Annotated in this window: 20 protein-coding genes; 8 read left to right on the forward strand and 12 right to left on the reverse strand. The window is 68.5% G+C overall.

Features of this window, described 5'->3' with window-relative positions; all coding sequences use genetic code 11:
• Positions 1–140 precede the first annotated feature (140 nt).
• From mnmE to VKV26_13035, 6 genes are all read right to left on the reverse strand, one after another.
• Positions 141–1487 (reverse strand): tRNA uridine-5-carboxymethylaminomethyl(34) synthesis GTPase MnmE, encoded by a 1347-nt coding sequence (gene mnmE, locus VKV26_13010; GenBank protein ID HLZ70814.1) that lies wholly within the window; start codon positions 1485–1487, stop codon positions 141–143.
• Between the two features lie 317 nt (positions 1488–1804).
• A complete protein-coding gene (locus VKV26_13015) occupies positions 1805–2476 on the reverse strand; it encodes a DUF2182 domain-containing protein (protein HLZ70815.1) in 672 nt (223 codons plus the stop codon).
• Positions 2477–2598: 122 nt separating this feature from the next.
• Complete coding sequence (locus VKV26_13020; GenBank protein HLZ70816.1) at positions 2599–3324, reverse strand: DUF899 family protein; 726 nt, start codon at positions 3322–3324, stop codon at positions 2599–2601.
• Between the two features lie 199 nt (positions 3325–3523).
• Positions 3524–3943, reverse strand: coding sequence for an SRPBCC domain-containing protein (locus VKV26_13025; GenBank protein ID HLZ70817.1), 420 nt, complete (start codon positions 3941–3943; stop codon positions 3524–3526).
• Complete coding sequence (locus tag VKV26_13030) at positions 3940–4251, reverse strand: metalloregulator ArsR/SmtB family transcription factor (protein HLZ70818.1); 312 nt, start codon at positions 4249–4251, stop codon at positions 3940–3942. The genes VKV26_13025 and VKV26_13030 overlap by 4 nt, the downstream gene beginning before the upstream one ends.
• 216 nt (positions 4252–4467) lie before the next feature.
• Complete coding sequence (locus VKV26_13035; GenBank protein HLZ70819.1) at positions 4468–6018, reverse strand: phosphoenolpyruvate carboxykinase; 1551 nt, start codon at positions 6016–6018, stop codon at positions 4468–4470.
• A gap of 142 nt (positions 6019–6160) precedes the next feature.
• On the opposite strand from VKV26_13035, the gene VKV26_13040 reads away from it, so the two are divergent.
• Positions 6161–6565, forward strand: a complete 405-nt coding sequence (locus VKV26_13040) for a hypothetical protein (protein ID HLZ70820.1) — start codon at positions 6161–6163, stop codon at positions 6563–6565.
• A 9-nt stretch (positions 6566–6574) separates the two neighbouring features.
• On the opposite strand, the gene VKV26_13045 is transcribed toward VKV26_13040, so the two are convergent.
• Positions 6575–7477, reverse strand: coding sequence for an LLM class flavin-dependent oxidoreductase (locus VKV26_13045; protein HLZ70821.1), 903 nt, complete (start codon positions 7475–7477; stop codon positions 6575–6577).
• Positions 7478–7617: 140 nt separating this feature from the next.
• On the opposite strand from VKV26_13045, the gene VKV26_13050 reads away from it, so the two are divergent.
• From VKV26_13050 to pdxA, 3 genes are read left to right on the forward strand one after another with little or no spacing between them, the layout of a single operon-like run.
• Positions 7618–8352, forward strand: coding sequence for an SCO1664 family protein (locus VKV26_13050; protein ID HLZ70822.1), 735 nt, complete (start codon positions 7618–7620; stop codon positions 8350–8352).
• A gap of 5 nt (positions 8353–8357) precedes the next feature.
• On the forward strand, positions 8358–9665 hold the full coding sequence (locus VKV26_13055) for a four-carbon acid sugar kinase family protein (GenBank protein HLZ70823.1): 1308 nt from the start codon (positions 8358–8360) through the stop codon (positions 9663–9665).
• A gap of 2 nt (positions 9666–9667) precedes the next feature.
• Positions 9668–10687, forward strand: a complete 1020-nt coding sequence (gene pdxA, locus VKV26_13060) for a 4-hydroxythreonine-4-phosphate dehydrogenase PdxA (protein HLZ70824.1) — start codon at positions 9668–9670, stop codon at positions 10685–10687.
• Between the two features lie 21 nt (positions 10688–10708).
• Here pdxA and VKV26_13065 read toward each other — a convergent pair whose 3' ends face one another.
• The 4 genes from VKV26_13065 to VKV26_13080 form a co-directional block, all read right to left on the reverse strand.
• On the reverse strand, positions 10709–11728 hold the full coding sequence (locus VKV26_13065; GenBank protein ID HLZ70825.1) for an inositol monophosphatase family protein: 1020 nt from the start codon (positions 11726–11728) through the stop codon (positions 10709–10711).
• An 8-nt stretch (positions 11729–11736) separates the two neighbouring features.
• Entirely contained in the window at positions 11737–12006 is a 270-nt protein-coding gene (locus VKV26_13070; protein HLZ70826.1) for a hypothetical protein, read from the reverse strand.
• Entirely contained in the window at positions 12003–12896 is an 894-nt protein-coding gene (locus VKV26_13075; protein ID HLZ70827.1) for a hypothetical protein, read from the reverse strand. Before VKV26_13075 ends, VKV26_13070 begins: the two co-directional genes overlap by 4 nt.
• 141 nt (positions 12897–13037) lie before the next feature.
• Complete coding sequence (locus VKV26_13080) at positions 13038–13622, reverse strand: metallophosphoesterase family protein (GenBank protein HLZ70828.1); 585 nt, start codon at positions 13620–13622, stop codon at positions 13038–13040.
• A gap of 186 nt (positions 13623–13808) precedes the next feature.
• On the opposite strand from VKV26_13080, the gene VKV26_13085 reads away from it, so the two are divergent.
• The 4 genes from VKV26_13085 to VKV26_13100 all read left to right on the forward strand — a co-directional run bounded on the left by VKV26_13085 (position 13809) and on the right by VKV26_13100 (position 18046).
• A complete protein-coding gene (locus tag VKV26_13085; protein HLZ70829.1) occupies positions 13809–15008 on the forward strand; it encodes a thiolase domain-containing protein in 1200 nt (399 codons plus the stop codon).
• 79 nt (positions 15009–15087) lie between these two features.
• Positions 15088–15501: a Zn-ribbon domain-containing OB-fold protein gene (locus VKV26_13090; GenBank protein HLZ70830.1), complete on the forward strand. Its 414-nt coding sequence runs from the start codon at positions 15088–15090 to the stop codon at positions 15499–15501.
• A gap of 400 nt (positions 15502–15901) precedes the next feature.
• Positions 15902–16816 carry a LysR substrate-binding domain-containing protein gene (locus VKV26_13095; protein HLZ70831.1) on the forward strand — a complete coding sequence of 305 codons (915 nt, stop codon included), beginning with the start codon at positions 15902–15904 and terminating at the stop codon, positions 16814–16816.
• A gap of 186 nt (positions 16817–17002) precedes the next feature.
• On the forward strand, positions 17003–18046 hold the full coding sequence (locus VKV26_13100) for an alcohol dehydrogenase catalytic domain-containing protein (protein HLZ70832.1): 1044 nt from the start codon (positions 17003–17005) through the stop codon (positions 18044–18046).
• A 126-nt stretch (positions 18047–18172) separates the two neighbouring features.
• Here the strand turns inward: VKV26_13100 and VKV26_13105 are convergent, their stop codons facing one another.
• Positions 18173–20056, reverse strand: a complete 1884-nt coding sequence (locus VKV26_13105; protein ID HLZ70833.1) for a S9 family peptidase — start codon at positions 20054–20056, stop codon at positions 18173–18175.
• Between the last annotated feature and the right edge of the window lie 46 nt (positions 20057–20102).

Raw genomic sequence — 20102 nt, forward strand, 5'->3', positions numbered from 1 at the left:
GGCTCAGCTCCTCGCGATCGTCACCGTAATCGCGCTGCCCGCGCCGGGCCGAGCGCTGCGCCGGACCCTGCGCCGATGCGGCCATGATCGCCCACGCGATCGGGAGGGTCAAGCGAGCGCGAGCGGGACGGCCGGCGGCCTCACTTGCCGATGCAGAAGCGGGTAAAGATCGTGTCGAGCAGGTCTTCGGTGGCGTCCTCGCCCGTCAGCTCGCCCAGGGCGCGTACTGCCGCCGCCAGGTCCACGCTCAGGAGATCCTCGGGAGCGCCGGCGGCAAAGCCCTCGCACGCGGCCCGCACGCTGGTCAGCGCACGCCGGGCAGCGTCCCGCTGACGCAAGGTCGAGAGGGCAGCGCCACTCGCGGGTGGTCGCCGCTCGCCGATGATTGCGCGGTGTAGCTCGCGTTCCAGCGCGTCCAGCCCTTCGCCAGTGAGCGCCGAGACCGGTAGCGCGCAAATGCCGTCCAGTTCCGGCGCGCCGGGCGCGACCAGCGCGCCGAGGTCGAGCTTGTTCAGCGCCGCGATGCTCGGCGCGGAGGCCGCCAGCGCCAGCAGCGAGCGATCGTCGTCGTTCAGCGGCGTGCTGGCGTCGATCACGAGCAGGAGCAGGTCACTCGCGGCGGCGGCGGCGCGGGAGCGCTCCACACCAAGCCGTTCGACCGCATCCGTGGTCTCGCGGATGCCGGCCGTGTCGGTCAGCACCACACGCAGGCCGCCGAGGTTGGCGGTTTCTTCCAACGTATCCCGCGTGGTGCCTGGAACGGGTGTGACGATGGCGCGGTCCTGGCGCAGCAGGCGGTTGAGCAGGCTCGATTTGCCGGCATTCGGCCGGCCGACGATCGCGATGCTCGCTCCCTCGCGCTGGAGAAGGCCATATTCCGCCTCCGCCGCAAGGCGTTCGAGGCGATCGCCTAAGGCAGCGAGTTCCGGGCCGATATCGCGAAGCGGCACGTCCTCGTCGGGAAAGTCGGCGCGGGCGCTGAGATAGGCGAGCAGCTCCAGGGCGGCCGTGCGGGCGGCCCGCAGCGGTCCGGTGAGCTTTCCCTGTAGTCCGGCGAGGGCCAGGTCGGCGGCCACGTCGGTGCGGGCCTGCACCAGCGCCAGCACGGCCTCCGCCTGTGCCAGGTCGAGCCTGCCGTTGAGGAAGGCGCGCAGCGTGAACTCGCCGGGCTCGGCGGCTCGGGCGCCGGCGCACAGCGTCGCTTCGAACAGCCGCCGCAGGACCCGGCTTCCGCCGTGGCCCTGCAGCTCGACCACGTCCTCGCCGGTGTAGGAGCGCGGCCCGCGCATCAGCAGGGCGATGCCTTCGTCCAGCGCCGCACCGCTGGCGGGATCGCGGAAGTGGGCGAAGCGCGCCCGCCGATCGCGCAGGCTGCCGAGGCCGATGCGCTTGGCAATGCCGGTGGCGCCTGGACCGCTGATCCGCACGACACCGATTGCACCTTCGCCCGGCGCGGTGGCGATCGCGGCAATGGTGTCCTCACGCATCGATGGCCGCTCCCGAGCCGGGATCTTCCCATCTCAGTGTAGAGCGGGCGACGGCCACGATCCGCGGGCCGCCGTCTTCAGAGTGTAATGGCGCGGCTACGTCAGCGATCATTGGCGTACCGCCGAGGTGTGCAAGGCGATGCCGGCGCGACCCGAAGTCCATGTCTTCTGCTGCGGACAGCAACGGGAAACCGTCCTGCCATCGCCCGAAGCGGTCCGCATAGCTGGTCGCAGCGTGCTGGGTGAAGTCCGCATTCGGAGGAGGGGCTGCGGGCCGACTTCTTCTGGGCCAGCCTGCGGCACTAACGGGCGAGGTGTTACGCGCCGATCCAGTAGACGATGCCGAGCGCGACCAGCGCAACCGACAACGCGATTGTCCAGCGTGGCGTCGGGGCGGGGGCAAGCTTATACACCAGGATGACCGCGGTGAGCACGATCATCCAGGCGAGACTCGAAAGTCCGATCAGCAGCATCGCCAGCATCAGACCCGCGGAGCAGCCGAGGCAGCTCAGCCCATAGCGGCCTCCGGCCACGAGTGCGCTGCGCATCAGGTTGAACGGCAGCGGGCCATGGAGCGCGCACAGCTCGCGGCACCACGCTTCACTCGCGCGCTTGATCGGCGTCAATGCGTAGAGGCCGGCGAGGACGAGGACGCCTCCTCCGATGAGCGCCTGGTGCGGCCAAGGCATTCCCAGAACGTTGTAGAGCGCATAGCAGGCGACGCCGAACGCTGACCATATCCCAAGGTATGTCGCGCCGAGCAAGGCGGTTGCAGCCCGCCAGCCGCGCCGGCCCTCGGCAGTTCGCGCGAACTCGAACACCAGCGGTGTCGCCGAGGGAAGCATCATCGCGGCCATCATCACCGTCCAGGTCACGACGAACGGGCCAAAGGCGCCAAACCCCGTCGTCATGGCGTCCATCGAACGCATCCGCGCGACGGTCAGGCCCCAGGCAAGGACCGCGACGACGAGAAAAGCGAGTGCGATCACGGCCGGCGCGGCGATCTCCTGTGGCGCACCACCGCCTTGGAAGAGGCGGCATGCCGGGCAGAACCCGCCCCGCCGCGATGTTCTGATCAGCCCAACCGTGGATAGCATCCGAGCGTACGACATCAGTCGGCATACTCGTCGTGGCGTCGCAGCCAGCTACCTGCCCCACCCTCGCCCTCGTCGCGCCCCCTGGGAACCAGGTCCATGTAGTGGTACGCGACGTTCAGCATATCGAGGCCGCGCGCGTACGTTGAGTAAGTGTGATAGATCGCGTCGGCGTCCTTCAGAAACACGCTGATCCCCGGCGCCTCCGTCATCCCCCACTGACTGGGCAGGTAGTTGTATTCGACCTTGCCCGCCTTCAGTTCGTCCGGCCCGAACGACACGTGATAGTCGAGGTTGAAATCGCTGCCCACCGATGAGAACCACGGGAAAGACCAGCCCATGCGCTGCTTGTACGCGGCCAGTTTCTCGTACGGCGCGTACGATATCGCCGCCATCGTGATGTCGCGATGGTTCAGGTGGACCGTGATGCCGTTGAAGTTGTCCATCCACCAGGAACACGTGAAGCACGCCGCGTCCGTGGTATAGGGCGTGTTTGGCCCAGCGGTATCCGGATTGAACATGGCGTGGTAGACGACGAGCTGGCTGCGGCCCGCGAACATGTCGCTCAACGACACCTGCCCATGCTCGCCCTGGAAGGTGTAGTCCTTTTCTACCAGCTCCCACGGAAGCTCGCGGCGCTCGCGACTCAACTGGTCGCGCATGCGCGTGAACTCCTTCTCTTTCGCCAGGTGCTTCTTGCGAGCCTCGACCCATTCATTGTGTGAAAGAACCTTGTGAGCCATCGTCCCAATTCCTCCTTAGGTTCCGCTCGTGTTTCGCTCTGAATCCCCGGAGTCTCATCGTGCCGGCTGCAGCCCGGCTCCCGCCGGCGTGACCAGCTCGCCAGTAGAGGCTCGTTGTGGCCGCTGTTCGGCGGGTGTCCTGAAGCGACGACATTCATCGATGGGGGCGGCCGTATGAGCGGCCGTCATGGCGATAGTGTTAGTAGATGGCGAACTCCCGCAGCACGGGCTCCATGCGGTGCAACACGATCGGCCACCCCTGGTTCATGCGTTCGTAGACGTCCCTGGCCAGCGGCGAGTCAAAGTCGAAGCCCTCCTGCATGAGCAGCAGCCTGGTCCCACGGCCCTCCGGCACCAGGCGCCAGGTCAGGATCGTGTCGATCGAACCGCCACCCAGGCGGTAGCGAATCATCCGTTCCGGCTCCACGGCCAGCACCTCGCACGCCATCTCGCCCAGTCCGCCCAGGTCGAGAGTGAAGCAGTGGCCGACCACCGGTCGCACATCGCCCGGCGCCCACCACCGCGCCTGCAAGCCAGGATCGGTGATCGCGCGCCACACCACCGACGGCGGATGGGCGAGGAACTCGTCGCATTCGATCCTGCCCCGACCCTCGCTCATCTCTGCTCCTCGTCCAGCAGTTGGCGAAGCGCCCGCATCCGGCCCCGCCAGTAGCGCTCGAACGGATGCAGCCACTCGTCCACCTCGGCCAGGGGAAGGGCCTCCAGGTGGTAGTAGCGCTGCTGACCACGTGGCTCTTCCCGCACGAGGTGCACACGCCTGAGTACCTGCAGGTGCTCGGAGATCGCGGGGCGACCCAGCGCGAACTGGCCCGCCAGATCGTTGACGGCCCGAGGACCGCCCCGCAACAACTCCAGAATCTGCCGGCGCACCGGATTAGCCAACGCGCTATACACGTCTTGTGCCATGACTTAGATTACGTCGGAATCATCCGACGTGTCAAGAAATTCCGACGCATTACGTAGCGTTCGACTCGGGCGAGCCATAACCGAGCAGCGGTTACGCCGCATGGCGCTGCACGCTTGCCGCTAGATGGCCGTGAAAATGAACGCCAGGCACGGCAAAGCGCCCCCGCTTGGTTTGGGCCAGCAGGGGCGCTCGCAAGGCAGTCGAGAACCGGCGGGCTAGCTGATGGCCGCCACGATCTCGGCGCCGAGGCCGGGATATTCGGCGAAGGCCGCCGCCCGCTCGCGCTTCAGCTTCGCCACGATCTGGTTGTATTCTTCGAGCCGGCCTTCGCGCTCGTACTTCAGGCGCGGCTGCAGCAGATCGCTGTCGTCGGGCGCAATGCTCGGCAGCGTAGCGGCGATCTGGTAGCCGAAGTCGGGATCCTGCTGCCAGCGAATCGTGCCCTCGGCGATCGCCTTCACCACGGCGGAGGAGTGCGGAATCTTGACCTTCTTGGCGTGTGGGTCGCCGTCGCCGCCGCCGACCCAGCCGGTGTTCAGCAGGAAGACCTCGATCGGGTGCGACTGCAGCAGCTCCAGGAAGCGGTTGCCTTGCATGGCGTGCAGCAAGGGGAAGAACGGATTGGTGCCGGGCACGCGGAGCGCCTTGCCCATCTCGTCCTTGCCGCCGGCGCTCGTGCCTTGCGTCTCACCGAGCATGAAGTACGCCGCGGCCTGCGCCTGCGAAAGCTTGGCCACGGCTGGGATAATGTTGTCGTTGCGGTTGAGAATCAGGAAGAAGTCCACCGGGCCGAGCTTCGCAGGGTCATAGGCGTCGATGCTGGACATCGGGAAGACGGCGCGGCCGTTCTGGGTGTACGACGTATCGAAGAAGTCGACCTTGCCCGCCGCGTTCACGGAGACGTTTTCCAGATAGGCGTTGTCGCGCACCACCGCGCCGTGGATGGCGGGCTCGAACTGCGGGTCGAGGGCGAAGGTCTTGGCGAAGCAGCCGTCCTCGGTGGTGTAGACGCGGCCGCCGGGCATCAGCGCGACGAAATCGTCCTGCACCGGCCGCGAGCCGTTCTGGCGGGTGAAGGTCGTGGTCGTCTTGCCCGTGCCGGAGAGGCCGACGATCAGCATCACCTTCTCGCGGTCGCCCACGGGGATCACCTTGCAGCCGGCGTGCAGCGCCAGGCCGCCGCGGTCCTGCACGATCTTGTTCCACATGCGCAGGCCGCCCTTCTTCGACTCACCGAAGTAGTCGGAGTTGAGCACGCGCGTCACGCCCGCATCGAGGTCAACGGCGATCAGGCGGTCATTGGGATAGCCGGGCGCCTGCAGATTCGGCGTGTAGATAATGGTGAGCTTCGGTTCGGAAGGCAGATCGTTGCTGTAATAGAGGTACTGCTGCATGCCGGCGATATTGGCGTTGGCCTTTTCGATGACAAGTCGCGCCGCGACGCGAAACTGCGGATCGCTGCCGATCCAGCCGTCGATCACCAGCATGTCCTGATCGGCGATGTAGGCGTCCTGATACTCGGCGATGCGCCGCCCCTCGGCCCGCGAAATCGTCTGGTCTGAATGCTGCTCCGGTTGGTCCGTCACAATGTAGGTGCTGGCCTTCGAGCGCGCATCGACGCGCGCCTTCACGTTCAGATTGCCGAACTCCGTGGGCCGCGCATTGGGCATCTCGGCGGTGAAGCGATGCAGATCGGCCTGCGATGGATTGCGGATGATCGTTTTCGCGCGTATCTCGTATGCTGGCGCTACCAACCTGGCGACCATCGTCTGTGAACTCCTTCACGGATTTCCCTTATCGTACACCCGAAAGGGGATAGCCATGATTGGAAGAGTCACCCCATTGTATAGAATCGGCTTATGCGGCCAGAAGGAGTAGCCGCCGCACGATCCGGCGCCGGAGGACGTCATGACCTACCTGCTCTGGGCGAAGCTCGTTCCGGCCGCCCATGCCGCGGCGCGGTTTGCCGACCGCGGCACCGGCAGCCTCGGCTGGTGGGCCGATCTATGGACGGTGATCGCCGGCGTCATGTTCATCGTGCTCGGCCTCGTCGTGTTCGCCATCGCGCTCGCCATCCTCTTCTTTGGGCGCAAGGGGATGAAGGCGGTGCATCGACTAACGAACGAGAAGGCGGTGCCCGCGCTCGACCGCGTGCGCGCGATCAACGCGCGCGTGCAGGAGCGCACGGCGGCGCTGCCCGGCGCGCCGCACGCGAGCGGCAGCGTGGCGCAGATCGCCGGCGCGGTGCAAAAGGTCCGTGAGACGAAGCCGCCCTTCCGCAGCCGCAAGCGCGGCTGGATTCCCTTCAAGTGAGCCGAGGCATCAGGCGAAGGCCGGCAGAGTCGTCTCCGCAATCTGAACAAGTTGCCCTGCGACATCACCGCCCGCCGGGATGAGGTTGATGTGCCGCACGCCGGCGTCGACGTACGCCTGCAGACCGCTGCGCCAGTCCGCCGCGTTGCCGGCGATGCAGTAGCGTGCGAAGCGCTCGTACGGCACGCTGTAGAACGCCTCGATTGCCGGCGCAATCACCTTGCGGGCAGTCTTCGAGTCATCGGCGTAGGAGCACCAGAGCTGCAGGGCCGGCGTGAGAACATCCGGGTCGCGCCCGGCCAGCTCGGCCTCCTTGCGCACCCTTCGCCAGCCGGCGGCAAAGCGCTCCGGGGTGACGGCGAAGGCGAGCCAGCCGTCGCCCAGCCGCCCGGTGCGGCGCAGAGCCGCGGCCGATCGCCCGCCGACCCAAATCGGCGGCCCGCCGGCGGTCGCGGGCTGAAGATCGAAGCGCGCGGCGCGTAGCCGGTAGAAGCGGCCGTCGAAGTTCACTTCGGGCCGCGTCCAGAGCGCCCGGCAGATCGCCAGCGTCTCGTCGAGGCGGCCGCCGCGCTCGTGTACACCGATGCCGACGTTGTCGAACTCGAGCGGGTTCTCCCCGCCGGCGCCGACGCCGAGGATAAAGCGCCCGCCGCTGAGCAGGTCCAGCGTTGCGGCCTGCTTGGCGATCACCAGCGGCGGCCGCAGCGCCGCCAGCATCACCCCGCTGCCGATGCGTACGCGCCTGGTGCGGGCGGCGAGCGCGCCCAGCACGACGGCCGGATCGGGCGAGGGCGCGTGCCAGAGCACGTGGTCGCCCACCCAAACCGAGTCGAAGCCGAGCGCCTCGGCGATCTCGGCATCGCCAAGCCAGTCGCCGCCATGCCCCGCCAACACACCGAACGTAATCGCCATCTGCTAGGTCCCTGGCGCGGCCGTCCTGCGGCTTGGCCGCGTGGCCGCGGCTCCGGGCCGCAGTATACTGGCGGTGCGGGGCAGCCGCACCGCCGCGCGCAGAGATGGACGGCATGGCAACTGGCGATTCAGGCGCCTGGATGGGCAAGAATTGGTGCCCCGATCGGCCGGACATTCTCGAAATTCTGCGCGAAGCCGAGATCCAGGGTTTCGATCTGATCCCCAGCGGCTCGAACTACGCCTTCGTCCTGCAGCTCGACGCCGGCGAGGCGGGCAAGGGCCTTGCCGTCTACAAGCCGAAGCGCGGCGAGGCGCCGCTTTGGGACTATCCCGGCGGCTCACTCTACAAGCGTGAGGCGGCGGCATACGTGCTCAGTGAGTTGCTCGGCTGGCAGCTCGTGCCGCCGACGATCGTGCGCGACGGTCCGCACGGCGTCGGCAGCGCCCAGCTCTTCATCGAGCATAATCCGCGGGTCACGTTCTTCAACCTGCGGGAATCACGCCAGTTCGAGCTGCAGCGGATGGCGCTGTTCGACGTGGTGGCCAACAACGGCGACCGCAAGGGCGGTCACTGCCTGCTGGGCGTAGACGGGCGCGTTTGGGGCATCGACCACGGATTGACCTTCCACCACGAGCTGAAGCTGCGCACGGTGATCTGGGACTACGCCGGCGAGCCCGCGCCGCCGGCGCTGCTGCGCGATCTGGAGGCGCTGCGGGCTTTGCTTGAGCGCGACCACGCGACAGCGGCGCAATTGCGCGAGTTGTTGAGCCGGCAAGAGCTAAGTGCCCTGCGCCAGCGACTCGAGCGGCTGCTGCGCGACCGGCGCTTCCCTGAATCGGGCTACCGTCGCCCGGTGCCCTGGCCGCCGGTCTGAACGCCGTGACGATCGACATCGTCGTTGCCGACGATCTGACCGGCGCGGCCGACACGGTTGTGCAGTTCCTGCCCGTTGTCGATCACGTGCTGGTCTTCCCTACGTTGCGCCGCTTCGAGCAGGCAGTGGCAGACCGGGCATTGCCCGCGGGCGAGTTGGCGATCGGCGTGTCGACCGTGTCGCGCCACGTAGGTAGCGTCCAAGCGGCGAGGCATGTGCGGCTCGCGCATCTCACGGCGCTGCTGCTGTGGCCCAGGCTGCTCTTCCATAAGGTCGATTCCGCGCTGCGGGGTAACCCCGAATCTGAGCTGGCCGCTTACCTCGCGGCCACCGGCGAACCGGGTGTGCTCATGTCGCCTGCCTTCCCACCCTCGCGGCGCAGCGTCCGCGATGGTGTCCTGTATGTGGGCGGCGTGCCGCTCGCCGAGAGTGAGGTTGGCCGCGATCCGCGCACGCCGGCTACAGAATCGTCCGTGCCGGCGCTGCTCGGCAGGCATTCGTTCCTGCCGATTAGCACGATCCCGTTGGGCTCCGTGCGCGGGAGCCAGGAGGAGCTGACCGCGCGCGTGCGTGCGCTGGCCGCGGGCATCACCGTGGCGGACGCCGAGACTCCCGACGACCTGGCCCGCATCGCGCGTGCGGTGGTCGACGCCGGGCTATTGCATGCGATTTCAGGCTCCGCGGGACTAGCCCGCCAGCTAAGCGTGTTGCTTCCGCGTTCCGCAAGGCGCGGCATCGAAGAAACTCACCTCAGAGCAAGGCGTATTCTGGTCGTGATCGGTAGTCCGCATCCCCGCGCCCGCGCTCAGATCGCGCATGCCGTGCGCGAACGAGCAGGCGTTTTGTCGCCTGTGTATTACGGATGGGCAGTGGACCCGGCGAAATGGGAATTCATGCGCCTGCTTGAGACCGTGCTGCGGCGCGAAGAGTGTGCCATTGTACTGCCGCCCTTCCTCGACAACATGAGCCGCTGGAACTCCGACGCGATCTTGCAATCGCTGGCGACGATGGCGCAGCGGCTGATCGAGCGGACTACGCCGAACGGCGAACCACTGGTTGACGCGCTCGTGGTGTCGGGCGGCGACACTGCGGCGGCTCTCTGCAGTCGGTTCGGGACCGAGCACATCGAGTTGGTCGACGAGGTGTTTCCAGGCGCGCCGCTCGGTGTCATGCGTGGTGGTCTCACCAATGGAATCCCGATTGTGACGAAGAGTGGCGCTCACGGGCCGGACGATGGGCTGGTACGAATCATCGAACGGCTACGGGGCGCGGCAGGTAGCCTTCCGTCGGTCGAGCCGGGCGCCGCGGTGTAATCATGGGAAGTTCACGGCCGCTCATCGCGATCACCCTGGGCGATCCCGCGGGAATCGGCGCCGAGGTCGTTGTGAAAGCCCTGGCGATTCCCGCCGTGCGGGCCGCCTGTCGCCCACTGCTAGTCGGCGACGCGGCAACGCTTTGCCGGGCGCTGGAACTCTGCGGCTTTGATTGGCCGCTCGACATAATCGAAGCGGCGGCACTGGACGCTGACCCATCCCCAGGACGGATTGCCCTCCTCGATGTGCCCATCCGAAGCGGTGAACCGCCGCCCTTCGGCGTCCTGTCCGCCGAAGCGGGCGACGTGGCCGTGCGGGCCGTCGAGACGGCATGCGATCTCGCCCTGGCCGGCCGCGTCGCCGGGATCGTGACGGCGCCGCTGAACAAGGAGGCGATGCGCCTGGCCGGCTACGCGTACGACGGTCACACGGAGCTGCTGGCGGTGCGCACCGGCGCGGGGGGCGTCTGCATGTTGCTCGCGGGAGAGCGTCTGCGCGTCAGCCACGTCACCGGCCATCGCGCGCTTCGCGAAGCCGCGCTGCCGCCCAGCGCGGAGCGGCTGCGGCAGGTCTTCACGCTCACGGCCGCGGCGCTGCGCCGGCTGGGCTTTCCGAAGCCGCGCATCGCCGTCGCCGGTCTGAATCCGCACGCGGGCGAGGGCGGGCTGTTCGGATCAGAGGAGATCGAGGTGCTTGCCCCGGCAATTGCGGCGGCGCAGGCGGCGACGGCGGATTGCGCCATCTCCGGACCATATCCAGCCGACACGATCTTCCGGCGGGCCGCGGCCGGCGAGTTCGACGGCGTGGTGGCGATGTACCACGACCAGGGCCACATCCCGGTCAAGATGATCGAGTTCGATTCCGCGGTGAACGTGACGCTGGGCCTTCCGATCATCCGCACCTCGCCCGACCACGGCACGGCCTTCGACATCGCCGGCAAGGGCGTGGCGAACCCCGCGAACATGATCGCGGCGATCAGGCTGGCGGCGCGTATGGCATCCCATGCGGACGCGGAGGGTTGACGTCCAGGCGTGGAAGGCGCCTCAACTCTCGCGGCCAACTCGGCGGGCGACCGCTGAGCGCAACCGCAGCAATCGCCGGACGGCCGGAGCGCCGCGCCGATCCCAGCCGGAGACGGCGCGATCGACACACTCCGGGCCGAACAGCCGTTCCGCCCGTTCGCGCGGCGAGCGGCGTACGCGCACCTTTCCGGTCAGCTGGCCCAGTAACGCCGCGTCGCCCGCGATCACGGCCTGCTTCCATTCGCTGAGCGGCTTGCCGCGCGGCGGCGCAATCCGCTCCAGCGGCTGCCAGCGACCGCGCCGGTCGCCATAGACCGCCCCGCCCGACTCGCGAACCAGCAGGATGCCCGCGGCCACGTCCCACAGCCGCGGCGAACTGAAGACCGCGTACTGCCAGCGACCGGTGGCGACGAGACCCAGCTCAGCCGCCGTGCTGCCGAAGGAGCGGGTCTCGCCCGGAAGCTGGCCGCGCAGCCGCCAGAGGGCGAAGGCGCGGTGAATGCCTGCCGGCACGCCGGAGAGACGGGCGCGCTTGGAGAGCGCGGCAGCAGGCTGGACGAACAGCTCGCCGTCGCAGAGCAGGCCGCCGCCGAGGCGGGCGCTGAGCACGCAGGGGCGTCCCTCCGGCCCGAAGGTCGTGTAGAGCGCGGCGGCCACGGGGCGCAGGCGGTGCAGCACGCCGATCGAAACGGCGAAGACCGCGAGCCCGTTGGCGAAATTCGCCGTGCCGTCCAGCGGGTCCACTACCCAGAGCCACTCACCAGGATGCGTCGAGCCGCCGCCCTCTTCGCCGAGCACGTCGTGCGCCGGAAAGCGCTCGGCGACGCGCTGCCGTACGAAGCGCTCGACCGCCTCGTCCGCCTCGGTGACGGGATCGGCGTCCTTCCTGGACTTGAAGCGCACCTGTCCTGGCGCAGCGAAGCGGTGTTGCAACTCGGCGCCGGCAGCGGCGGCAATTTCTGCAGCCGCGGCGCGCACTGGCTCGAACTCGCCGGCGGTATCGTCTTCTGGCAGCCGGGTGGACAACGGCGGCATGCTCATCGGAGGCTTCACAGCGTCTCGAAGGGGTCAGGCTTGATGAGGGCGATGAAGCTGTAGCGCTTGCTGCCGACCTGGTCCGTGATCACGATACGCAGCCGCTCCTCGCGCAGCACGAGCTGGCAGACATCGCCGCGCTCGATGCGCCGATCCGTCTCACCCAGATTCACCACGCCCATCCAGCGGCCCTGGCGGAAACCGGCATCGCAAGTCGCCGGCACCGGCGTGCCGTCCGGGATCAGGAATTCCACCGCACCGTTGTAGTAGCCGCTGCCGCTCACGCGCGGGGATGCACCTTGAAGATGGCCGTGTGCCTCACGTGCATCACGGGCGCGCTCGTATCGTCCTCACAGAAGAGATCGAGCACCGCGTAGTGATGTTGTCGCTTCTCAAAGGCCTCCACCAGGCGGCCGTGCAGCGTCAGCGTGCGCCCGGCGAGGGCTGGACCGAGATACTCGATCTCCGAGCGGGTGTGAATCCATGGGCCGAAGGCGAAGCTCCTGGAGAAGATCGTATTGCAGTTGCTCAGCAGCCAGCCGGGGTGCAGCAGCGGCGGCCCCCAGGGCGAGCCCTCGCGGAAGAGCGGATTCGTCTCGAACACCCCGTCGGCGTACTCGCGGGCGCCGGCGGCCGAGGTCGGCAAGACGAGTCGGGCGAGCGGCTGACCGACGGGCGCGGTTTCCAGTGCGAGGTCGGGGCGAGGGGCGGGCGGCGGGCCGGGATCGTGCGCGACATAATCGGGGAGCGGGACGGGCTCGGTGCGCTCCGTCAGGCCGATCCAGGCGCTGCCCGTGCCGCAGCGCTGGCCGGCACCGTTTTCGGCCCAGAGATCGAAGCCAATGCGGCCTTGCTCGTGCGCGTCCGACGGCAAGACCTCGGCGTTCGCCGTCGTCGCGTCGCCCTCGTAGAGCGGATGCACCAAGGAGACCGTGGCGCCGCCGTGGCTCAGCCAGCGGGCGCCGGCGACCGCGGCCAGCGGCTGCGCCATGTAGGCGTAGACGGTGATTCCGGGCACGAGGCCGCCGGCGAAGCCGTAGCGCTTCGCGACTTCATCATCGTGGATCTTGTTGTCCGAGTGCAGCGAGGCATTGTGCGCGGTCACATGGATGGCGGGAACACGCTGGCCCGGCGAAAGATTGCCGAGAGCGGGCAGTTGCACGCTGCTGGTCATACGGCACGCTCCTCGTGAGACCTTTGCGAGACGTTCCGAAATGAGAAGGGGTAATGGAGGCCGCGGTGTTCCGCCGCCGTTCTCCATGCTAGCCGCCCGCGGCGCTGAGCGCAGCCCTCGCGTCAGCCGGCCTGCTGGCGGCTACGGCTGATGCGCCGCATGAAAGCTGTCGCGCTCAAGCTCGATCAGTGCGGACTGGCCCGGGTTTGGGCGCCCGGGCGTTTCACCGAGCACGACGATCTCGGCGCGGACGCGATCGGGCGTAATCTCGAGCAGCGCGGCGGTGCCCAGCCGGGTCTCCTTTTGGTGCGGCAGAATCGGGCTGCCGGAGTTCACCAGCAACATGCCGTGCTCGTGGCGCAGCCGCTCGAGGTGCGTGTGGCCGCCGATCATGATGTCGAGCGGGCGATCGAAGCAGCGGTAGTGGACGGCGTGCAGCGGCTGCGTCTCCGGCGCCAGGTTATGCGCCATGCCGATGCGCCAGCCTTCCAGCTCAAGGTACTGCACCTTGCGCAGCCGCGGGTCGTGGAAGTCGTCATTGTTGCCCTGCGCGGCGACGACCGGCGCGAACTGCGCCAGCCAGTCGAGCACCGAGGGCGCCGTGACATCGCCGCCGTGCAGGATCAGGTCGACGCCGGTCAGAAAGGCGCCGCACTCCGGCCCCAGGCCGTCGAGCTGGCGGAAGAGCGCCGGCAGATGGGTGTCCGTGATGAGGCCGATGCGCATGGTTGCGGCGTCGCTCGCTGCCAAATGCGGCGGCGGGCGCGGCGCAGCGATTGACCGCGTGCCCCGCCCGTGCTACTGACAGTAGCATAGGCTCCGGCCAGCCGTAGTGGCCGCCGCGGCCTTGCACCCCGCGCCCGGCCATCGAGCGAAATGACGGCGCGGGCGGCGCCGCACGAGGAGCGAAGCATGGCAACAGCAGGCGGCCAGCGGCGAGACGCCGCGATTGTGGGGATCTACGAGTATCCCCTGCGCAAGGTCGAAGGGATCACCCCGCTGGAAATCAAGGCAGAGAGCGCCAAGCAGGCGCTCGATGACGCCGGCCTGAAGTGGTCGGACGTGGACGCGGTCTACGACGCGGGCGACGGCGGCGGCATGGCCGGACTTGGCATCGCAGAGTACTTCGGCTGGCAGCCGAGCGTGATCGACACGACCGCGGTCGGCGGCAGCTCCTACGAGTTCCAGGCCGCGCACGCGCTGCGCGACATCGCGGCCGGCAAGGCGCGGGTCGCACTGCTCACCTACGGCTCGACCGCGCGCATGAACTCCGTGGCAATCGGCACCGGCGGCAGGCCCAGCGCCGGTCCACCCAGCCCCGTGGGCAACATGGAAGACCCGTGGGGCATGACCCTGATCTCCAACTACGCGCTGGTGGCGCAGCGCCACATGTACCAGTACGGCACAACATCGGAGCAACTCGCCGAGATCTCGGTGGCCACGCGCCACCACGCCATGCGCAACCCCCAGGCCGTGAGGGCGATGGACGACCTGGGCTTTGTCGATACCGGCGAGCTCACCGTGCAGCACGTGGTCGAGTCCCGCATGGTGGCCGACCCGCTGCATCTGCTCGACTCCTGCATGATCTCGGACGGCGGCGGCGCGGTGGTGATCGCCTCGGCCGATGTGGCGCGCGGCACGAAGAAGAAGCCGGTCTGGCTGATCGGCTCCGGCGAGGCGACGCGCTACCCAACCAACGACCGCGACATCACGCGCAGCGCCGCCGAGCAGTCCGGCCCGATCGCCTTCGGCGAGGCCGGCGTACGGCCGGACGAGATCGACATCGCCATGATTTACGACTCGTTCACGATCACGGTGCTGACGATCCTCGAAGATCTCGGATTCTGCAAGAAGGGCGAGGGCGGGCAGTTCGTGCAGGGCGGGCGGCTGCGCTACGACACCGGCTCGCTGCCGCTGAACACGGACGGCGGCGGGCTCTCTTCGAACCATCCCGGCATGCGCGGCATCTTCCTGCTGCTGGAGTCGGCGCGGCAGTTGCGCGGCGAATCGACCTCGCAGGTGAAGGACGCGAAGCTGGCGCTGGCGCACGGCAACGGCGGCATGCTCGGCTCGCGTCACAGCGGCGGCACGATCATCCTCGCCCGCGACTGAGCCGGGATGAGCCGAGGCAAAGCACAAAAAAACAGTCCGGGCGAGCGCGTTCCGTGCAGCCCGGCGAGACGGAGTCGAGATGGCAATGCGACCGCTGCCCCGCTTCCCCGAACCAGACACGGAGCCTTTCTGGCAGGCGACCAAAGAGCACCGGCTCACCTACGCAACCTGCGACGAGTGCGGCAAGGTGGTCTTCTTCCCCCGGCGCCACTGCCCGAACTGCGGCAGCAGCAAGCAGACCGTGCACGACTCGAAGGGCGAGGGCACGATCTACAGCTACAGCGTGATCCGCCAGAACCGGAACCCCGCCTTCAAGGATCTGGGCGCCTACGCTGTCGCTTACGTCGACCTGGACGAAGGCTTCCGCATGTTCTCGAACGTCGTGGGCGTCGCCGACCCGACGAAGGAGATAAAAATCGGCCAGCGGGTGAAGGTGCGCTGGGAAGACCAGGGCGAGGGCGAAGTGTCGCTGCCGATGTTCGCGCCAGCCTGAGCGTCTACGGCGAGCCGCGGCCGCGGGCCAGATTTCCTCGCACGGATCGGCGGCGATCCAGTGGCAGATTCGCCGCCCAAGGGCGGGCAGCGCTCAGCGCGGGCATGGGCGACAGCACAGCCCGGTGACTGGCCGACTGGACCAGCCCGCCGAGTCCGGGCCGACCAGGGACGGCACACCCGATTTCGCCTGGGCGTCGCTCTGCATAAGCGGGCTCGCAAACGCGTAAAGGTGACCCTCCTTTGTGAATCGTTTTGAGCGGGTGTCACCAACCCTCGCGTGGCCGTGCGGCGGATGAGTTTCGTGGCAGTGGAACCCAAACGGTCCGTGTGGCCACTACCGGCAGCGTCCACCTCGAAACAGTGCTTGTGGTGTGATACGCGGCGCCTATCCTTGTCCTATGGAGCTGCGGCATCTTCGGTATTTCGTGACGGTCGCCTCCGAACTGCACTTCGGGCGCGCGGCCAAGCGCCTGTTCATCTCCCAGCCGGCGCTGAGCCAGCGGATTCGCAGCCTGGAAGGTGAACTCGGGTTGAAACTGCTGGAACGTACCCGGCGCGGCGTTCGCTTGACCCCCGAGGGCGCGGTGTTCCTGCCCGAGGCACTGGCCATCGTCCGCCAAGTTGACCGCGCTACCGAGGTCGCCCGCGCCCTTGCAGACGGCGCCCGCGGCCACCTGCACCTGAGCTACCTCCGCACGATGGCTGGCGGCCTGCCCGCACGCATCGTCAGCGCGTACCAGCGGCGGTTTTCGCGGGTGGAGCTGACCGCCGACTCGGGAACGACCGCGGCCAACGTGGCGCGCCTACGTACGGGTGAGCTGGACGTCGCTTTTGTGCATACGCCGCTTGAGCGCACGACGGAAGTCGGGTGGGTAGACATCGCCAGCGAAGCCCTGATGGTCGCGCTGCCTGGCACGCATCCACTCAGCCGACGTCGGCGCATCCGCCGCGACCAGCTTGCCGGTGAGCCGCTGGTGTATTTTCCGCGCGCCAACACCCCCGGCTGCTACGACCGCAGTCTGGCCCTAGTGTACGGCAGCGCCGCTGCGGCGCCCATCGTGCGCACGGAACCGTCCGAGGAGCGCATGTTGGTCGCCGTTGCGGAAGGGTCGGGCATCACCCTGATTGTGGAGGACCGCGCGGCGACGCTGCGCTACCCCGGCGTGACCTATCGCCGCTTTGCCGACCCGGAGCCAACGCTCCCGCTTGGCGTGGCCTTTCATCAACCCCCGTCTCTGGCGGCGCAGCGGTTTGTCGACTTGGCCCAAGAACTGGGCCAGCAGCCAACGCGCGCCGTGCGGTCGCGGCGGTAGCCCCCGCCGGTCATAACCTGGCCGAATCACAGCACAACGACCTGATCTTGGACGGGCCACGGGGCGGTGCGCTTCACTGGACATAGCGCTCCGAGGACTCCAAGGCACGCCACCACGCACCCGCAGCCTTGCGGTCATGCGGCTCCGCAGGAGGCACCCGCGGACGCTCTGTGAGGAGGCATTGTCATGCGTGCTGCGATCTACAACGGTCCCCACGCCATCACGGTGGGTGAGCGTCCCGACCCCGTTGTCCAGGAGCCGACCGACGCCGTCGTGCGCGTCGTCTTGGGCTGCGTATGCGGCTCCGACCTCTGGTACTACCGTGGTGAGTCACCGCACGCCCTGGGACCCATCGGCCACGAGTTCATCGGCGTGATAGACGCGGTCGGTTCAGATGTGCGCGGCCTTGCGGCCGGCGACTTCGTCGTCGCGCCGTTCACGTACTGCGATGGCACCTGCGCCAACTGCCGCGCGGGGGTGCCGTCGCAGTGCATGAACGGCGGCTCATTTGGCAATCACGGCATCGACGGCGGCCAGGGCGAGGCGGTGCGCGTCCCCTTGGCCACGACCACCCTGGTCCGGGTGCCCGGCTCCGACCATGCGGATGAAATCCTGCGCTCACTGGCGGCGCTCTCCGACGTAATGTGCACGGGGCACCACGCGGCGGTCTGCGGCGGCGTGCGACCGGGCAACGTGGTCGCTGTCATCGGAGACGGCGCGGTGGGACTCTGCGCCATCATCGCCGCCAGGCGTCTGGGCGCCGCCCGCATTATCGCCCTCAGCGGCAACCCGGTCCGCCAGGCGCTGGCCGGCGAGTTCGGGGCCACGGACATACTCGCCGAACGGGGCGATGCGGCGGTCGCGGCGGTCAAGGAGCTGACGCTGGGCGTCGGCGTGGACGCTGCCCTCGAGTGCGTGGGCACGGGCCAGTCGCTGGCCACGGCACTGGCGATCGCCCGAGCGGGCTCGACGGTGGGCGCCATCGGGGCGCCGCACAACATCGACTTCTCGGTCATGGATGCCGTCGTCTACCGCAATATCGGCTTGCGCGGCGGCGTATCGCCGGCGCGTGCTTACATCCCCGAACTGCTCGATGACGTGCTGTCGGGCCGCATCAATCCGGGGCGCGTCTTCGACTTTGAGACGACCCTCGACAGCCTCGTGGACGCGTACGACGCCATGAACGAACGACGGGCAATTAAAGCCCTCATCCGGGTGAGGACCGTATGAGCGCGAGCGACCGCACCGACTCCCGCATCTCGGCACAGCCGCCCGCTGCGGTGACCCGCACACAGCAGCGGGACCTGGCACGGGTGGCAGGTCTGAAGACCACGGCGGCGGAGAGTCGCCGGCAGGTCACACGAACACCACGTACTGGCGCAAGAAGCGGTCGAGCAGGGTGTAAAAGCGCTCGACCGTTTCCGTCTTGCGCCAGCCGTGGCCTTCGCCCTCGAAGACGTGGTACTCGTGCGGCACGCCGCGGGCGCGCAGCGAAGCGACGACCTCCTCCGATTGCGAGGGCGGCACCACCTGGTCGATGTCGCCCTGGAAGACTATCACCGGGTCCTTGATCCGCTCCGCGTGGAAGACGGGCGAGCGCTCCCGGTAGAGCGCCGCCGCCTCGGGCAGGGGACCGAGCAGCGAGTCGGAGTAGCGCTCTTCGAACTTGTGCGTGTCCTGCACCAGCGTGAACTGGTTGGCGACGCCGAACAGGCAGGCACCGGCGGTGTAGAAGCCGGGATGCGACACCAGCGACTGCAGGACGGTGAAGCCGCCGGCGCTGCCGCCCATGATCACGCGTTTGTTCGCGTCCACCAGGCCGCGTTCGGCCATGGCAAGGCAGCCGGTGCGCGTGTCCTCGACGTCGTAGACGCCCCAACTGTGGCGCAGCTTCAGCATGTAGTCGCGGCCGTAGCCGGTGCTGCCGCGGTAGTTCACCAGCAGCACGGCGTAGCCACGCGTGGCCAGGAACTGCGCCTGCGGGTTGTAGCCGAGCGTGACCTGGCTGGTCGGCCCCCCGTGGATCAGCGCGACGAGCGGAGGCGTGCCGGGGCTGCGAAAGCGCGAGTTGGCCGGCGGGTAGAAGATGCCGTGCGCCGTTTCGCCGTCAAAGGAGGGCCATTCGACCGCCTCTGGCCGCGAGAGGGCGGTTGGTGGGACCGTCTCGCCCGTCGCCCGCGCCAGCGTGCGCGCCGGCCCATCCGGTAGTTCGACCGAGATTACGCGCGGCGGCATTGTCGGCCCGCTGGCGACCAGGGCCAGGCGCCCGCCATCGGGCGCGGCCGTGACAAAGTCGACGGACGTGTAGCCGCTCAGAGCCTTCAGATCGCGCGTCTCGCCGGAGGCGCTGTCGACGACCTGTGCCTTGTGCTCGCCGCGGAAGCTGCGCACGACCGCTAGCTGGCCATCGGCGATGGCATACGCCTGCGCGCCCTGCTGCCAGGCCGGCCGGCCGTACTCCGCGAAACCGCCGGTCAGGCGCCGCGCCTCGCCATCGGCCAGCAGCCGGCGGTAGATTTGCCCCCAGCCGCCGGTGTCCGCCACATAGGTGAGCGCTGCGCCGTCCGCCTCGAATTCGGGCTGAAAGATGGCGACGTCCGCGCCGCCGGCCAGGCAACGCTCCTCGCGTAGGTGCGGGCCGCCGTCGCCGGCGTCGAATCCTGCGACCCAGAGCTCTGTGCCGTCCCAGGGCATGTTGGGGTGGTCCCAGGCGATCCAGGCGACGCGCAGGCCGTCGTGGCTCCAGCGTGGCTGCATGTAGAAGTCGCGGCCCTGCGCCAGCTTCGCCGGCCACTGCTCGCCGTCGCTGTCCACCACGGCGAGGCAGTCCTTGCGGTCGGACGACTGGAGGAACAGCACCCACTTGCCGTCCGGCGAGAGGCGCGGCGAGGAAACGGCTCCGAGGGCGGGAGTGATCGGCCGCGCCACGCCGCCGGCCAGATCCTGGCGGTAGAGCCGGCCGCCGGAGCAGAAGATCACCGCGCCGCCGCCGACGCAGAAATCGCCGCCGCCGTAGCCCACCGTCGCGCGCACCGAAAGCGTGTCGGTCAGGTCGCGCGGCGCCAGATCGTCGTCGCGCGATGCGACGAGCACGCCGCGGTCGCCCCGGCCCTCCAGCCAAACGGCGGTGCGGCCGTCGCTGTCGAAGGCCACTTCGCTGAGCCGCTTGCCCTGCGCCAGCGAGGCGGGGCTGAGTGGGCTCTCCCAGAGACCGTAGGCGCGTGTCTGTGTGTCACTCACGGGATCCTCCAGCGCATGCGGGCGACAGTGCGGCTTGCCGCGATCG

The sequence above is a fragment of the Dehalococcoidia bacterium genome (genome assembly GCA_035310145.1).
In the GTDB taxonomy this organism is placed as follows: domain Bacteria; phylum Chloroflexota; class Dehalococcoidia; order CAUJGQ01; family CAUJGQ01; genus CALFMN01.